At 54.5% G+C, this 16,227-nt stretch carries 12 protein-coding genes and 1 pseudogene; 10 read left to right on the forward strand and 3 right to left on the reverse strand.

Annotated features, from left to right (window positions below; genetic code table 11):
• The 9 genes from HMPREF9412_RS13195 to HMPREF9412_RS13235 all read left to right on the forward strand — a co-directional run.
• Nucleotides 1–1,179: glycosyltransferase family 2 protein (locus HMPREF9412_RS13195; protein ID WP_009592065.1), on the forward strand; the 1,179-nt coding region annotated here is incomplete at its 5' end.
• Nucleotides 1,180–1,237: 58 nt separating this feature from the next.
• Nucleotides 1,238–2,044 (forward strand): response regulator transcription factor, encoded by an 807-nt coding sequence (locus HMPREF9412_RS13200; RefSeq protein WP_009592069.1) that lies wholly within the window; start codon nt 1,238–1,240, stop codon nt 2,042–2,044.
• Nucleotides 2,045–2,219: 175 nt separating this feature from the next.
• Entirely contained in the window at nt 2,220–3,581 is a 1,362-nt protein-coding gene (locus tag HMPREF9412_RS13205; protein ID WP_009592070.1) for a nucleotide sugar dehydrogenase, read from the forward strand.
• Complete coding sequence (locus HMPREF9412_RS13210; protein ID WP_009592064.1) at nt 3,581–4,507, forward strand: hypothetical protein; 927 nt, start codon at nt 3,581–3,583, stop codon at nt 4,505–4,507. Before HMPREF9412_RS13205 ends, HMPREF9412_RS13210 begins: the two co-directional genes overlap by 1 nt.
• A 421-nt stretch (nt 4,508–4,928) precedes the next feature.
• Nucleotides 4,929–6,416, forward strand: coding sequence for a polysaccharide deacetylase family protein (locus HMPREF9412_RS13215; RefSeq protein WP_050802819.1), 1,488 nt, complete (start codon nt 4,929–4,931; stop codon nt 6,414–6,416).
• Between the two features lies 1 nt (nt 6,417).
• Complete coding sequence (locus HMPREF9412_RS13220; RefSeq protein WP_009592073.1) at nt 6,418–7,731, forward strand: nucleotide sugar dehydrogenase; 1,314 nt, start codon at nt 6,418–6,420, stop codon at nt 7,729–7,731.
• Nucleotides 7,732–7,751: 20 nt separating this feature from the next.
• Nucleotides 7,752–9,623 carry a glycosyltransferase family 2 protein gene (locus tag HMPREF9412_RS13225; RefSeq protein ID WP_009592062.1) on the forward strand — a complete coding sequence of 624 codons (1,872 nt, stop codon included), beginning with the start codon at nt 7,752–7,754 and terminating at the stop codon, nt 9,621–9,623.
• A gap of 44 nt (nt 9,624–9,667) precedes the next feature.
• Complete coding sequence (locus HMPREF9412_RS13230; protein WP_009592067.1) at nt 9,668–11,428, forward strand: polysaccharide deacetylase family protein; 1,761 nt, start codon at nt 9,668–9,670, stop codon at nt 11,426–11,428.
• Between the two features lie 30 nt (nt 11,429–11,458).
• On the forward strand, nt 11,459–12,544 hold the full coding sequence (locus tag HMPREF9412_RS13235; protein WP_009592072.1) for a glycosyl hydrolase family 18 protein: 1,086 nt from the start codon (nt 11,459–11,461) through the stop codon (nt 12,542–12,544).
• Between the two features lie 125 nt (nt 12,545–12,669).
• On the opposite strand, the gene HMPREF9412_RS13240 is transcribed toward HMPREF9412_RS13235, so the two are convergent.
• Together HMPREF9412_RS13240 and HMPREF9412_RS13245 are read right to left on the reverse strand one after the other, a co-directional pair.
• On the reverse strand, nt 12,670–14,817 hold the full coding sequence (locus HMPREF9412_RS13240; RefSeq protein ID WP_009592071.1) for a YhgE/Pip domain-containing protein: 2,148 nt from the start codon (nt 14,815–14,817) through the stop codon (nt 12,670–12,672).
• A gap of 29 nt (nt 14,818–14,846) precedes the next feature.
• Nucleotides 14,847–15,233, reverse strand: coding sequence for a hypothetical protein (locus tag HMPREF9412_RS13245; protein ID WP_009592061.1), 387 nt, complete (start codon nt 15,231–15,233; stop codon nt 14,847–14,849).
• Between the two features lie 182 nt (nt 15,234–15,415).
• On the opposite strand from HMPREF9412_RS13245, the gene HMPREF9412_RS13250 reads away from it, so the two are divergent.
• Nucleotides 15,416–15,925 carry a Crp/Fnr family transcriptional regulator gene (locus HMPREF9412_RS13250; RefSeq protein ID WP_009592066.1) on the forward strand — a complete coding sequence of 170 codons (510 nt, stop codon included), beginning with the start codon at nt 15,416–15,418 and terminating at the stop codon, nt 15,923–15,925.
• Between the two features lie 140 nt (nt 15,926–16,065).
• Here HMPREF9412_RS13250 and HMPREF9412_RS33300 read toward each other — a convergent pair.
• A pseudogene (locus HMPREF9412_RS33300) lies at nt 16,066–16,227 on the reverse strand (nitric oxide dioxygenase); the annotation flags it as partial.

A 16,227-nucleotide genomic window follows, 5' to 3' on the forward strand; every position in this document is an offset into this window, starting at 1 on the left:
ACGCTGAACTATCCAACCTACGAGGTCATCGTCATCAATGACGGATCCTCCGACGAAACGCTGAAGGTGCTGATTGAGGAGTATGGGTTGACACTGCTGCCCAATCCGGAGATCCGCGGCAACATCAGCACGAACAAGGTGCGGGGCATTTATTATAATCCGCAGTACCCGCAGCTATACCTCATTGACAAGGAGAACGGCGGTAAGGCGGATTCCTTGAACGCGGGCATCAACTTGTCCCGTTATCCGCTGATTTCTTCCATCGATGCGGATTCATTGCTGGAGAAGGATGCGCTGATCCGGATGGCCCGGATGTACATGGAGAATCCCGAGGAGACGGTGGCGATCGGCGGCGACGTCCGGATTGCCAATGGCTGCGTGATTGAGAACGGTGAGGTTAAGGACGTATCCTTGCCGCGCCGGATGTGGCCGATGTTTCAATCGATTGAATATTTGAAAGCTTTTCTGGGGGGCCGAATCGGGTGGAGCCATTTCAACGGGCTCATCATCGTCTCCGGGGCCTTCGGCTTGTTCCGGAAAGACTATGTCATTGCGGTTGGCGGCTATCGCGGCGGTTACCCCGGTGAAGATATGAACATCATTATCAAGCTGCACCGCTATATGCTGGAAAATAAAATCAAATACCGCGTTTCCTTTTGTCCGGAAGCGGTGTGCTGGACGCAGGCGCCGGACAGCTACAACATTTTGTCCAATCAGCGCAAGCGCTGGGGACGCGGAAACTTGAAGAACATGATCGAGAACCGGGATATGGTGTTCAATCCGAAATATAAAGTCATGGGCTTGTTGACAATGCCCTACAACGTTATTTTCGAAGCGCTAAACCCTTACTTCAGAATTACGGGCCTTCTGGCTCTGCTTGGATATGTTTTGCTGGATATGACAAATTGGCATGTGCTGGTCGTGTTCGGGCTCGTCAATTTCTTAAGCGGGTACCTGCTCAGCGTGGGAGCCCTTATCCTGGAGGAGATGGCCTTCCGCCGGTATACCAAATTGTCCGATTTGGTGAAAATGCTCCTCTTCTCGGCGCTCAAGTTCGTGGGTTACCATCAGCTGGGCGTGCTGTGGAGAGTACAGGGACATATTCAATATTTGCAAAACAACAATTCATGGGGCACCATGACCCGGCAGAGCTGGAAAGATAAGAACGAGGCGGCTTGACTTCAAGGCCCGGTTCAAATGCAGCACCAAAATATAAAGAGAGGTGGGACTTACTGTTATGTCTCAATCGGCAACATTGCAACGCGTGCAGGCCGTCGATTTTTACGGCCGCGTGGAGGAGGAAGTGAGAGAACATCCCAATGGAACAGCATTGCTGTTTCTGTACTGTGCTGGCAATCCGTCCGGGACGGAGGCTGAGCTGGCGGAGGTCCAAAGCTTTGTGGACCAGCTGTCCGGCGTAAACGGCGAGGTTCTGCACGACGCCAATACCGGCGTATCGGCCGTTACCCTGCCTGGCTACACGCTGGATGCCGCCCATTATCAGGCACTGCTCCTGAAGCAGCATCTGCAGGGCCGTTTCGAGCAAGCGGACCCGCGTATTACGCTTGCAGCGCTTACGGAAGCGCCGCCTCGGCAGACGTTGAAGCAGATGGCGGAAACCGCCAGGCTCAGCACCTCTTCGGATATTCATATATTCACGCAGGAGGAAGCGGATAGCGGCCAAAACCGCATTCTCATCGTGGACCAAGATGCCACGGTGAGGGAATTTTTACAGATTCGCTTGGCCATGCAGGGTTACGAAACGCTGGAAGCGGTGGATGGCTTGGAGGCACTGGAGCTCATCCCGAAATGGGAGCCGGATCTTGTCCTGACCGAGCTGAACCTGCATGGCATTGACGGCCTGCCGTTCATTCATCATATCCAGCAGCTGGACGTGAAGGAGCCGCCGAAAATTGTCGTGTTAACCGAGAAGCGGGTTGAGCAAACCATCAGCCAATGTTTCCAAAACGGGGTCGATGACTACGTAACCAAACCGTTCTCGCCGGTGGAGCTGGATGCCCGCATCCGCCGCTGCCTTCATTAAACACATGGTTATTAAAGCTTTTAGTTAGATGAGAATTGTGGATTGATACGTGATTAGTTGAGCTGAAGAGGTTCTTTAATCGCAAGGAGAGAGTTCAACAAACAAGTCTGTCTTTTGGCCGACGAACAAAAGAAATAGACGAATAGACTATACATCCGATGGAGGTTGAATACTTGTGAATGAGGAATATGAAACTTTATTGAGTGCCATTGAAAATAAGAAAGCTGTACTGGGTGTTGTGGGACTAGGTTATGTAGGCTTGCCGCTGGCTGTGGAAATGGTGAAACAAGGATTTACGGTTATCGGCATCGATCTGGATTCCGACAAAATCGACCGCATTTACCGCGGCGAGTCCTATATTACGGACATCTCGTCCGAAGAGCTTGCGGCATGCATGGAGACCGGACGCTTTAAGCCGACAACGGATTACAGCATGATCGCCGTCATTGACGCGGTCAGCATCTGTGTGCCGACGCCGCTCAGCGAGAATCAGGACCCGGATACTTCCTACATTACAATGGTAGTCGATCAGCTCAAACGGTTCATGAAGCCTAATCTGTTAATTACGCTGGAGAGCACGACGTATCCGGGAACCACGGAGGAACTGATTCAACACCCGATCGAGAAGCTCGGTTACAAGGTCGGCCAGGACTTCTATCTGTGCTTCTCGCCGGAACGGGTCGATCCGTCCAACAGCCGCTTTAATACGCGGAACACGCCGAAGGTGATCGGCGGAACGACGGATGCCTGCCTGAAGCTGGGCGAAGCGCTGTACAAGCAGTACGTGGAGACGGTTGTACCCGTCAGCAATCCGAAAGTTGCGGAAATGTCCAAGCTGCTGGAGAATACGTTCCGCAGCGTGAATATCGCCTTCGTCAACGAGATGGCGATGATGTGCGACCGTATGGGCATCGATGTATGGGAAGTGATCAATGCGGCGGCCACCAAGCCGTTCGGTTTCATGCCGTTCTATCCGGGGCCAGGCATCGGCGGCCACTGCATCCCGCTGGATCCCATGTACTTATCGTGGAAGGCCAAGGGCTTCCGCTTTTACAGCAAATTCATTGAGCTGGCACAATCCACCAATGACAATATGCCTTACTACGTGATCAACAAAACCGCGACGATTCTGAATGAATATGCCAAATCGATCAAGCGCTCCAATATCCTGCTGCTAGGCATGGCCTACAAACCGGATATCAGCGATTTGCGCGAATCCCCGGGCCTTGAAGTTTACGAACAGTTCAAGGAGAACGGCGCTTATGTGGATTACTACGATCCGTATGCCAACAGTTTCGTGGATAAGCAAGGCGGGACGATTCGCAGCGTGGAGTATGATCTCGCGAAATTCAGCCGGTACGATTGCATCGTCCTCATTACGAACCACAGCAATCTGGATTATCATTCGATCGCTTCCGCCGGCGTGCCGATCTTGGACACGCGGAATGCATTTAAAGCGTATGCCGAGCCTCATATTTACAAGATCGGCCATTCCGTTCAGCATGTGCCTGAGCCGGGCGAGGCTGTCTTGATCTGATGAAATGGACGAGAAGACTGAGGCATATCGATGCAAAAGCGAAGTGGATCATCCTGGCTGCCGGCATCTGTCTTTTGCTGCTGATCCTTATTCTTCTTCCGTCAGGCAAGGTGAATCAAAACAAAGCTACCTGGCTGTGGGATGCAAGTCTGATCCGGAGTGAAACGGAGGAGATTGTAGCCTTTAGCGGCAGGGAAGGCATTACAACGATCTTTTTGCAAATTCAACAAGAGGTTACGGACGAGGAGTACCGCCATTTCGTGGCTGCGGCACATCGGCAGGGCATCAGCGTCCATGCTTTGAACGGCCACCCCGACTGGGCTTATGAGGAAGGCCGGCAAAAAGGGATGGACCTGCTGGCCTGGCTGGAAGAGTACAACCAGGCTTCCGCCCCCGAGGAGAAATTCGAGGGCGTGCAGTTCGATGTGGAGCCTTACGTGCTTCGCAGGTGGGATCGCGAACAGGAACAGGTGGTGGAAGAATGGAGCGCCAACACGGAAGTCTGGGTCCAGGAGGCCAAGCGTCAGGGTCTCCCGTTCAGTGCAGCGGTTCCGTTCTGGCTTGATTCGATACCTGGACCGAGCCGAGCGGATACCGATTCGTTCAGCCGCTGGATGATCCAAAATACGGATGCGATTGCCGTTATGGCATACCGCGACAGCGGGGAGCAGATGTATGAATTGTCCAAGGAGGAGCTGGAGCAGGCCGACGAACTCGGCAAATCCGTGTGGATCGGCATGGAGCTCGGGGATACGGACGAAGGCGAGCATTTGACCTTTTATTCCAAGAGCGAGCAGGAGATGGAGGATGAAGCCCTGCGCGCCGCCAAGCTTGGCAGCGACCATTCCTCCTTCGCGGGATTGGCCGTCCATCATTATCAGGCCTGGGTCCACAAACGAACCGCGATGGGCGGGGAAGAGCGGTGAAATTGCCATGATGGCCTGCCGCCTCTGCTCCGTGTTACAAGGAAACAACTTCATATCATTCACTCATTCAACGTACCTCCGAAGGTCTCCAAGAGACTTTCGGGGGTATTTTTTTGTCCAAGGAAGGGAAGAGGAATCGGGCCTGCGCAGTATTGTCTAGAAATTGTAGAGAACCGAATTCTATAATGGGAAACGTTGAGCGGCAGGCAGAGGAACATGCTTTGAGACAAAAGGCGAATATTGACATAGGATGGGTGACGATTCCTAAGCTCTTAAATCATTGATTTTTGAAAAAAGGTGGAATTTTATGAATTTTTTCAAAAAAGCATAGCAATTACGTCAGGTTGGTGTTAAATTCTAATGGTTTGTTTAGGAGGGGCTCTAGAATAAGCCCTGTTTGAAATATTAAAGGAGTATTCAAATGAAGAGAGTTTCTAGTAGTAACCGAGTGTTTTGCATGTTTACCCGAATGACCGCTTTGCTGGCGATCCTGGCGTTGATGGGCGGCTGCGGTTTTTTTGGCGGTAAAGCAGCCTCCAGCGATGAGGCGGGAGGTCCGATAGCGCCTGCTCAAAAGGTGGAGCGGTATACGGGGGAGAAGAGCAGGGAAATTCCGTACGTGTACACGGCCAGGAAGGAATTGGCGCTTACCTTTAACGGCATGGGCGATAAAGCCACCATGACGGCACTGATCGATGAATTGGAAACATACGGAATCAAGGCGACCTTCTTTCTTCCGGGCATCCGAGTGGCGGAGGAGCCGGACATTGCGGGCGCGATCTTGGCCGGAGGCCATGAAATCGAGAACAATACGCTCAATCAGCTGGATATGAACAAGCTGGATTACGATCAGATCTATAAGGAGATCAAGCTGGCAAACGACGTTATTGAACGGGAGACCGGCGCCCAGCCCCGCTATGTCCGGACGCGTTCGGGCGATTACCCGGAAGATGTGCCGCTGGCGGCAGCGCATCTTGGAATGAAGGCTGTTGTCAGCTATAACATCAATCCGAAGGACCGCGATATGCAGAGTGCCGAAGCTATCGGAGAATACGTGGCGAGGTTCGTCTCCAGAGGGGGCATCATCTCCATGAACACCGACGTCAATCCGGAAGTGGTCTCTTCCATAAAATACATTGCCAAGGCCGTGGACGATATCGGATATCGGCTGGTTACGCTGGATGAGCTGGTGCAGAACGGGGGCGAGCGAAAGCCGCTCGAGCAAATTCCGGGATATGACGCAGCCCGCATCAATCCGGATTATCAACGGGCGAAGTATGAGCTGGTTTATCAAGTCGATACCGACAAAAAAGAAGTCGCCCTGACGTTTGACGATTTCGGAAGCGACAAAACGGTGACCCGCATACTCGATATTTTGGCCGAGCATGATGTCAAAGCGACCTTCTTCCTGCGGGCCAAAGGCGTGGAAAGCAATCCGAATTTGGCGCGGGCGATGGTGGAGGGCGGGCATGACGTGGCCAACCATTCCTACAGCCATCCCGTCGTTACATCGCTGACGCCCGAAGAGCTTCAGCAGGATGTCGTCAAGGCGCATCAGGTCATTACCGAAGCCATCCAGCAGCAGCCTGTCATGCTGTTTCGTCCGCCGACCGGCGTGGTCGACGATAAACGGGCCAAAGCGTTGGCGGCAGTCGGTTACCCGGTGATTGCCATGTACGACGTGACGACGCTGGATTGGGATATTTCCAATAGTGCCGACGATATTGTGAACGGGGTTATGACCAAGACGCAGCCGGGAAGCGTCATCTTGCTGCATATGCTGGATGACATTCATACCATTGAGGCGTTGCCCCGCGTGCTGGAAGGCCTCAAGGATAAGGGATACACGTTTGTAAAAATGGCGGACATGATGCAGTTGCAGGACCAGGCCGCAATGGAGATGGAGTAAAATGGAATTATATGAAAACATGCTGGACCGCGTGGATAAATTGGCGGTCGTCGGACTGGGTTATGTCGGACTGCCGCTGGCGGTCGCGTTCTCGAAAAGGCTGGATGTCATCGGCTTTGATCTGAGCGAGGCGAAGGTGTCTCAGTATCGCAGCGGATTCGATGCTACCGGTGAGATCGGAGATGCTTTGCTTGCGGGCAGTGCGGCCGATTTCACCTCGAATCCGGACAAGCTGAAGGAGGCTCGCTGCTTTATCGTGGCCGTTCCGACACCCGTAAAAAGCGGCAATGTGCCGGACCTGAAATTCGTGCGGAATGCCAGCCGCTTGGTCGGCCGCGCCTTGAAGCGGGGAGCGGTGGTTGTCTATGAGTCAACGGTCTATCCGGGGGTTACGGAGGAAGTCTGCATTCCGATTCTCGAAGAGGAGTCGGGCCTGCGCCTGGGCGAGGATTTCAAGGTGGGGTATTCCCCGGAACGGATTAACCCCGGAGACCAGGTCCACCGGCTGGAGACCATCGTGAAAATCGTATCCGGCAATGATCCGGAGGCGCTGGAGACGGTTGCCAGACTGTATGAGCTGATTATCGAGGCAGGCGTTCACCGGGCGGAAACCATTAGGGTGGCGGAAGCGGCAAAGGTCATCGAGAATGCCCAGCGCGACATCAACATTGCCTTTATGAACGAGCTTTCGATGCTGTTCAACCAGATGGACATCGATACGAATGCCGTGCTGCGCGCAGCGGAAACGAAATGGAACTTCCTCCCGTTCCGCCCGGGTCTCGTCGGCGGGCATTGCATCGGAATCGACCCGTATTATCTGACGTATAAGGCCGAGGATACGGGGTATCATTCCAAGATTATTTTGGCAGGACGGCATATCAATGACGGAATGGGAAAATACGTCGCCCAGCACGTCATTAAACTTGCGATTCGCCAAGGGATAGATCTGATGAAGGCGAAGGTGGCCGTCATGGGCCTTTCGTTCAAGGAGGATTGCCGGGATATCCGCAATTCCAAGGTCATCGATATTATTCGGGAGCTGCAGGATTACGGGATCCGGCCGATGGTGGCGGACCCGCACGTAGACCCGAAGCAGGCTTATGAGGAATACGGCATCGAGCTGTCGGACATGAGCGAGCTGAACGGAATCCAGATTGCGGTTGTGGCGGTCGCTCACCGGGAGTTCAAGCAACTCGGGATTGCGGCATTCAAGGACATGTTCAGTTCTGAACAGGCGAAGCTTCTGATCGACGTGAAGGGAGCTTATCCAAAAACCGAATGCGAAGCCCATGGCTTTCATTATTGGAGTTTGTAAGATAACGATGGGAGAAGGCAATGAGGATTATAAAAAGAAAGCAACCGAAGAGCACCAAGGAAGTTCTAACGCTTCCGCGCACGGACAGACGGACTCTTTCCTATGTGCCCGATCCGGAGCAGATCCGGATGAATGCGGACCGAAGAGGCAACCGGGCGCAGGAGCCCGGGGAGGATTTGTCCAGCTCTGACTACGTCAACAAGCTGCGGATGCTCAGCCTGCGTTACGAGGCGGATTTTGAAGTTTTGCTTGTCCCGAACGGGAAAAAGAAAAAAGCCGGGATTAAGGGCGTGGCTGCCGATATTTCGGCCACGGGCCTTCTGCTCAGGCTGCCGGAAGCCTCTTCAAGCCTCGAAGTCGGCGACAAAGTGAAGGCACGATTCCGCATCCCGCCGGGGGCTATGCCCGAGGGCTTCGAATCGGCCGTCAGGATCGATGCAGCTGTTGTTCGCAGAGCCTCGAATTCGACCGAAGCAGGCGAAGAGCATCTGCTTGCCTTGGAGTTCGAGAAACCGCTCACGGATTATTTTCAGCGCAAACGGTGGGGGTATTCCGTATATTCCGCCAGCGCCTTGCTGTTCATGGCGGTGCTCTTCATCATGCTGATGCGGGCGGAGAGCATCATTTATTTCAAATACAACATGGTGCTGTATTTGTACAGCCTGATCGCGGCCCTGTTTCTGCTGACGCGCTACCTGTTCGGAGCATTGTACCGCGATGTGCCGATCAATCCGGATTATACGCCGGGAGTATCCATTATCATCCCCTGTTTCAATGAAGCGGAATGGATCAAACGCACGATACTCAGCTGCATGAACCAGGACTATCCCGTAGACAAGCTGGAGGTCATTGTGGTGGATGACCGATCGACGGACCAGTCGGTACAGCAGATCCAAGACATGATCGAGTTGATTCATTCCGAGGCGGAGCGTTACGCTACCCGGGAGCGCTTGTCCTATATGGTGCTGCCCGAGAATGCGGGCAAACGGGCCGCTCTGGTCAAAGGCGTCGAGATGGCCAAGCATGATCTGGTGGTCTTCGTGGATTCGGACAGCTTCCTGGATCCGACGGCGATTCGTCACCTCGTCCAGCCCTTTCAGGATCCCAAGATGGGCGGCGTTGCCGGAAGGACGGACGTCGAGAACAAATATACCAATAACATGACGAAGCTGCAGACCGTCCGTTATTATATCGCCTTTCGGATCATGAAAGCGGCAGAGTCCTGGTTTGACAGCGTGACCTGCCTGTCGGGTCCCTTATCCTGCTATCGGAAAGAACTGATCGTGCAGCATGCGGACGCTTGGCTGAACCAGAAGTTTCTGGGCAGGCCCGCCACCTTCGGAGACGACCGGAGCATGACGAACTTTATTTTGAAAACGCATCGTACCGCTTACCAGGATTCTGCCATTTGCTCGACGATCGTGCCTTCGCAGATGAAGGTGTTTCTGAAGCAGCAGATGCGGTGGAAGCGCTCCTGGCTGCGCGAATCGCTGCGGGCCGGAAGTTTCATATGGCGCAAAGAGCCGTTTATGGCGTTGTTTTTTTACATAGGCCTGATCGTGCCGATTGCCGCGCCTGTCGTGGTTGCCTACAACCTCATGTACGTGCCGATCGTTCACGGCATTTTCCCGGGGACCTTCCTGATGGGATTGCTGCTGATGGCGCTGCTGATGAGCCTGGCCCACCTGCTGTTCCGGAAGAGCAGATTATGGGTGTTCGGCTTCGTATTCTGCCTCTTCTATGAATTCGTCCTGTTATGGCAGATGCCGGTGGCTTGGTTTACCTTCTGGAAATCGACGTGGGGGACGCGGGAAACGCCGCAGGATATCGAAGCCAGGGAGAAGAAGGAAGCCCGCAAGCGCAAAGGCAAAAAATTCGGATTACCGTTCTGATCGTGTCAAAGCGGTTGAAGTAAGGATTGAAGCGAGGATGACATATGGCTAAAAAACAAAAAACAGCCCTCAATGTTCGGCGAAAAAATCGCAGGAAAATTATCAAAGTAACGGCACAGGTCATGGTATTGGCCGTTGCAGCCGTCCTGTTGGCCAATGCGATTTTCGATTTTCGAACATATAAGGAGCCGGACAGATCCGCCTGGCGTCAGGATCAGGGCTTTATTGCCCTGTCCTATTTCGGGGTCGGCCGCTCCGGGACGTCCAAGCTCGTATCCAAGGCCCAGCTGGATTCCCAGCTGAAGGCCTTATACGAACAGGGCTATACGACGATTTCGCAGCAGGATATCATCGATTATTACAGCCATGGCAAGAAGCTGCCCGACAAGGCGCTGTACCTGTCCTTTGAAGACGGGCGGAATGATTCCGCGCTGTTCGCGCAGCCGCTGCTTGAAAAATATAATTATAAGGCTACCTTTCTGTCCTATGCCAATAAAATGGGCAACAGCGAACGGAAATTTCTGCAGCCGAAGGACATGCTGAAGATGACCCGCACCGGGTATTGGGAGCTTGGGACTAACGGCAACCGGCTGACCTATATCAATATTTTCGATGATGAGGGCCGTTATGTCGGCGTTAAAGACGAGCGTGAGCTGACGGTCAAATCCAACGTGGAATATTACAACCACTATTTGATGGATTTCATCCGCGACGAGAACATGATTCCGCTCGAGAACCGCGCCGAGATGGAAGAACGGATCCGGGCCGACTATGCGGCAATGGACAAGGTTTACACGGAATCGCTCGGTTACGTTCCGATCACGTATATGATCATGCACGCCAATGCGCTCGGCGGAGGAATGAATCAGCTTGTGGCGAATGCCAATACGGATCAGATTCGGAAGCTGTTCGGGATGAATTTCAACCGGGAAGGCGTTGCCTTCAATTCGAAGGATAGCGATCTGTATAATCTGACCCGGGTCCAGCCCGCGCCGTATTGGTCTACCAATCACCTGTTAATGAAGCTGCGTAAGGACCAAGGGCAGCCTATGCAGTTTGTACGGGGCGACACGGAGCAGGCTGACAAGTGGGAGCTGCTTGGCGGAGCGGCAGAATTTACGGATAACCGGATGGTGGTCACATCGCCCCCGTCCCAGGCAGGAAGCGTGTATTTGAAGGGCAGCGGGGAGCAAGACGTCACCGTCTCGGCCAAAGCGCTCGGCAATGTGGTGGGACGGCAGTCGGTTTATGTCCGTTACGACCGGACGAAGGGTTCTTATATCAGGCTTCTGCTGGAGAACAACCACGTGGTGGTGGAACAGAAGGTAGCGGGCCAAGCTCCCGAGGAGCTGTTCTCGTACGCCTTGCCGAAGGTAGCATGGGGCGAAGAGGATCTGCAATTCGATAAGGCTTCGGTCTATACAAAGGAGCAGACGCTGTCCGGAGACCGGGATGATGAGAATGAGTACCCTGTCAACATAATCGGAAATCGGTGGCTGGAGATTTCGGTGAAAGGCGATGCCCTGTCCGTGAGCGTTGATCGGCAGTTGCTTCTGGACCGGCAGCCTGTGGATGCATCGATCGGCGCAGGAGGCGTGGCGCTTGAATCGGAGTATCATGAGCAGAACGAAAAGGATGATGATATTTACGACGCCGTCTTCGAAGATGTCACGATTGTGTCGGAGCCACCGGGTGCCGAACGTAAGCTGCTGTTCACGAACAAGCCGTCCGGGCTTGCCGGTGTCCTGACCGGCGTACAGCGAAGCATGAACCGCGCGGTCGACTGGGCTGTCGAGACTTTCTAAAAATTGGGTAGCGTAGGGCGTGAACAACGAATGAAGAATCGCAGGAAGAAATGGGCGGCAGCAGCGGGGGTTGCGGTATTGTGTGCCGCCGTCTCCTTCTGGTGGTTGCAGGATCAAAAGAAGGAGCCATCGATGCTGCCTCAGCCGCTGCAGGCGCAAGTCAAGCTGTCTGCCTGGATTACGGATTGGCAGTGGGAGACGGGCATGACAGATTGGAAGCAGCTGGGTGGTGAGCTTGAAGAAATCAAGCTGTTTGCAGCCTATTTCAATCATAAAGACGAGCTTTACTTGACGTCGGATTTTCGGGAGGGGCTGCCAGCGTTCCTGGAGGCGTCCAAGGAAGGGGAGGCGGCTCGCGCCGTCCTGACGATCGTCAACGATCGTTTCCATCCCGATGGAACGGCCAAACAGAAGGATCCGGACCTGATATCCCGGCTCGTCGCTACTCCCGAAAGCCGCAGCCAACATATCAGGCAGATTTTGGACATGGCATCCCAGCACGGCTTCGACGGCGTGGAATTGGATTACGAGAAAGTCCGCAAGGAGGATGGGGCCAACCTCTCCGCACTGTACGAGGAGCTGTATGAGCGTCTCCGGGCGGAAGGCCTCTCGCTTCGAATCGTGCTGGAGCCGGGCGTATCCCTGTCATCGCTTAAGCTGCCGGAGGGGCCGGATTATGTCCTGATGGCATACAACCTGTACGGGGGGCATAGCGGACCCGGACCGAAGGCGGATTATGCCATGATCAAGGAGCTGGGGGGCAAACTGCGGCAGCTGCCGGGAGACCATGCCATCGCGCTGTCGGTTGGCGGGTTTGACTGGGCGGAGAATGGCAAGGCGGTCTCTTTAACGGAGAAGCGTGCGGTAGAGCTGGAGCGTGCCAGCCCGGACGAACCGAAGCGGGATCCGGACAGCGGGGCACTGCACTTCAAGTACACGGACGACGAAGGCATCGGGCATACCGTATGGTATGCGGACGGAACGACCCTTGCCGGATGGATGGATGCGGCGGGGGAGGCGGGCATTTCGAAGATTGCGATCTGGCGGCTCGGCGAAATGGAAGCAAATTCACTGCAGAAGTTGAGCGAGTTTCGACAGCAATCCCATCATGAATGATTTCGGTATAATCCAAAAGGACACCCCGAGCGGCTTCAATAAGAGGCCGCTCGGGGTGTCCTTTCACGTATAGGAACATTCGGGGGCAGTCCGCTCGTCATTCTGTCCGTCCCCAGCGGAGGAGGTCAATGAATGAGCTTCGAAGCTTTCGCTTTGCGGATCAGCCCGCTGCTGGCCCGGTTGATCGGCTTCTTGAGCGCGATCCCGATCACAAGCGCGATCGCCGCGAAGACCAGCATGAGCAGCATATCGCGGATGACGATATCCCACAGGATGCCGCCGACGGCTTCCCGCATCATGCTGATGGCATAGGTGAACGGCAAATACGGATGCAATGCCTGGAAGAACGGCGGCGTCATCTGGATCGGAAAGGTCCCGCCAGCGCCCGCCAGCTGCAGCACGAGCAGAACGATCGCCATCGCTTTTCCGACATTGCCGAATACGGACACCAGGGTGTAGACGATCAGCATGAAAACGCAGCTGATCAGCAGCGCAAACAGAATGAACCAGCCGGGGTTCACCACATAGGTTCCCAGTAAATAAATATCGCCCAGGGTAACGAACAGCGCCTGGAACAGGGCAATGGTCAGAAAGGTGAGATAGCGTCCGAAGTAAACCTCGAAGCTGCGGAAGCTTCTCTCCTCATCATGTACGTCAACGGAGAGCAGGGAAACGAGCAGCAGGGCGCCTACCCACAAGGACAAGGTCGTGAAGAAGGGCGACATCGCGGAGCCGTAGTTCGGGATGGGGTACAGGCGATTCTCTTCCAGCGTAACCGGCTCGGCAAAAAACTGGCTCTCGAGCTCGAAATTGTTTTGGAGAAGATCGATGATCTCTTGAATATCCCCTTCCGCTTCCATCTCGCGCAGCCGGTTGGCCAGCTGCGTAATCCGTAGCTCCGCCTCCGGCAGACGATTTTGGGCGAGCTGCACTTCTTCGCCTCCCACTTTGAGCCCTTTCCGGGCATCTTGGAGCAAACGCTGGATGTCGGGGACGCTGGCAAGCGCCTGGGTCAATTCCTTCTGAACGCGCTTGGCCGTACCTGCGCCCTTGGTGAAGGCCTTGCTTATCGCCGGGCCGATTTCGCTGTCGTACCGGCTTAGCAGCGCGTCGGTCAGCCCCGTCATGTCATCGGTCAGCTTCTTCAGCTTGTCGATGGAATCCGCAGGTGCTTCCTCCCCCCGTTCCACGGCTTGAGCGATGGTTTGGAGCACGGCTTGAGCCGAGGTCCATCGTGCGGCAATGTCCTCGAGCTTAGCCGCCGCGGAAGCCGCCGCCGGGGAGATCGAGCCCAGCCGCTTGAACAATTGCCCCAGCCGGGCAGCAGCTTGCGCTGCGGTCTCAGCGCGCTCCTTCGCAGCGTTCAGGCGGCTGGCCAGCTCCTTCGGGTCGATGCCTTTTTGCCCTAGCGCGTCCAGCACTTGCGAAAGCGCTCCGGTGGCTGCACCCAGCACCTCCAAGTCCTGCCGCAGCGCAGGCTCCAGCGATTTTGAGGCCCCTGCGGCCTGATTTGCGAACTCCGCCAGCGCACCGGCCATTTCCTTGCCGTCCGTGGCAATCCCTTCAAGGCGGGGCAGAGCGGCATCGGCCTGCTCAACCAACCGGTTGGCCAGCTTGATATCCTGCTGGGCCGTGCTCACCGCCTCGTTGAGCTCGGGAAAGCTTTTTTCGAGCCGGAACAGCAAGCTTCGTACTTTGTTGATCGCCGGGAGCTGGTTCTCGATCTCGATCCCGAGCGTGTTGAAAATCTCGAAGATGGTGCCGTTGGCGGTTTTGATGAAATTTTTGCTGACTTCCTCCACGACGGCAGATGCCCCCTGGGCCGTCACCTTGGGCGAAATGGCGTTGATTTTCTCGTTCGTGTAATAGAGGATCTGAGCCTTGACAGGCTCATTGGTCAGCACGGTGCCGATCCGGGCGGAGAAGTTCTCCGGAATGACGATGGCGGCATAATCGGTGCCGCGCCGCACCCCCTGTATCGCATTCTCGCTGTCCTCCGTAAACCGCCACCCCAGCTTCTCATTGTGATGCAGGGACTCTACGATTTCTTTGCCCAGGTTAATGGGCTGGTCGCGAAGGGTGGTGCCTTTATCCAGGTTGGCAACGGCAATCGATACACCTGAGGTTTGGCCGTAGGGATCCCAGGAAGCTTCGATGTTAAACCAGGCATATAGAGAAGGTAGGAGGGCAAGACCCCCGATGATGACGGCTGCAGCCCAATTGCGGACGATTCTACGGATATCGGCAGAATATATATGGAAGATATTCTTCATGAGCGCTCCTGTCTTGTACGTAGTTGGAGCTAGTATGCCGCCAAATCCGTGCCAAGATACGAAACGAGCCGAGCCTTTATCTCTTCCTTAAGAGAGGGCCGATCGCAGAGCAGGCTGCCTTCATACCCGCGGCACAGATAATGCACCTGTAGCCCTTCCTCGGGGGTACGGCCCTGACTTTGAATCCGGATGCCGCGCCGCTTCATCTGCTGTTGAATGGACCAGGCGTGTGCCGAAATCCTTTTTTGGAGATACTGCAGATTTAAAATATAGATATCGGCCATTTTGAGCTTGAGGGTCTTGAGGATTCCAATATCCCGTTCGAGAACAGACTGAAGCAGGTCATGCAGCAGATAATCCTTGACCAGGGCTTCGTCTTCGACCGAAGGCGGAGGAGGAGTGGAAGGTTTCATCATAAGAGACACATCCCCGAACATGAAAAAAATATAAGAACACATGTTCTATTATATATATGGTATGCCATCCTTATTCGGCCTGCAACCATTAATTTCTGGCATTTGTGATCACCTCCGGTGGAATCATGGCGGCATATCGTTTACACTCCTGATAACTGCATTTTTTCGGGAGGAGATTAACCATGATACTGCATAAAGGCGAAATATTGTTCCGGCAAGGGGATAGCGGGGATCATTTATATCACATTCGGAGCGGATTGTTTAAGGTGACCCGTCTGCATGCCAATGGCAATATGGTGATTTTCAATATTCTATATCCAGGCGAAACGGTACCCCATCACTCGCTGATCAGCCCGAAGGAAACGCATGGAACCGCGATCGCGCTGATTCAGAGCGAAGTGGATGTGATATCGGCTGAAGCTTGGTATCGACAGCTTGAGGAGGATCCGCAAAAACCGCTCGAGGTTGCCAGATTGCTGCAGGAAAAGGTGAGGTTCATGCAGATGAGGCTGGATCACTTAACCGTGGGCGGGCCGGCGGAGCGGCTGGAGCTGCTGATTCAGTGGCTGGATGAGTATTCCCAAGGGATACATCTGACCGAATATTTGACTCAGGAAGAGATCGGACAGCTGATCGGGGTAAGAAGAGAAACGGTAAACCGGCTGCTGAGGGAGCAGGGCAAGCACGTTTAGCCCCTACCCCCTCGACGCCTGAACTGGCTTTATACATAGGTTTATAAAACCCTGTACGAGCATGCATGGACAGAGCAATGAGTCGAGGCACCCTTCGCAGCTGATCGATGCCGCCGGAAGGAGATACGGTTAACCTAATATTAACTTTCCAGCGTACCGGCCGGACCAAAGAATTCATAGTGGATCCGGTCAGCAGGCACCTCCATCGCTTTCAAATGGCCGTTCACGGCACGCATGAACGGAACCGGCCCGCAGAAATAGAAGTCGGCTTTCGGATCGACCGTTTTGCGAAGGAACTCCAG

Origin of the sequence: Paenibacillus sp. HGF5 (genome assembly GCF_000204455.1) — a bacterium.
Classification (GTDB): Bacteria; Bacillota; Bacilli; order Paenibacillales; family Paenibacillaceae; genus Paenibacillus_AQ; species Paenibacillus_AQ lautus_A.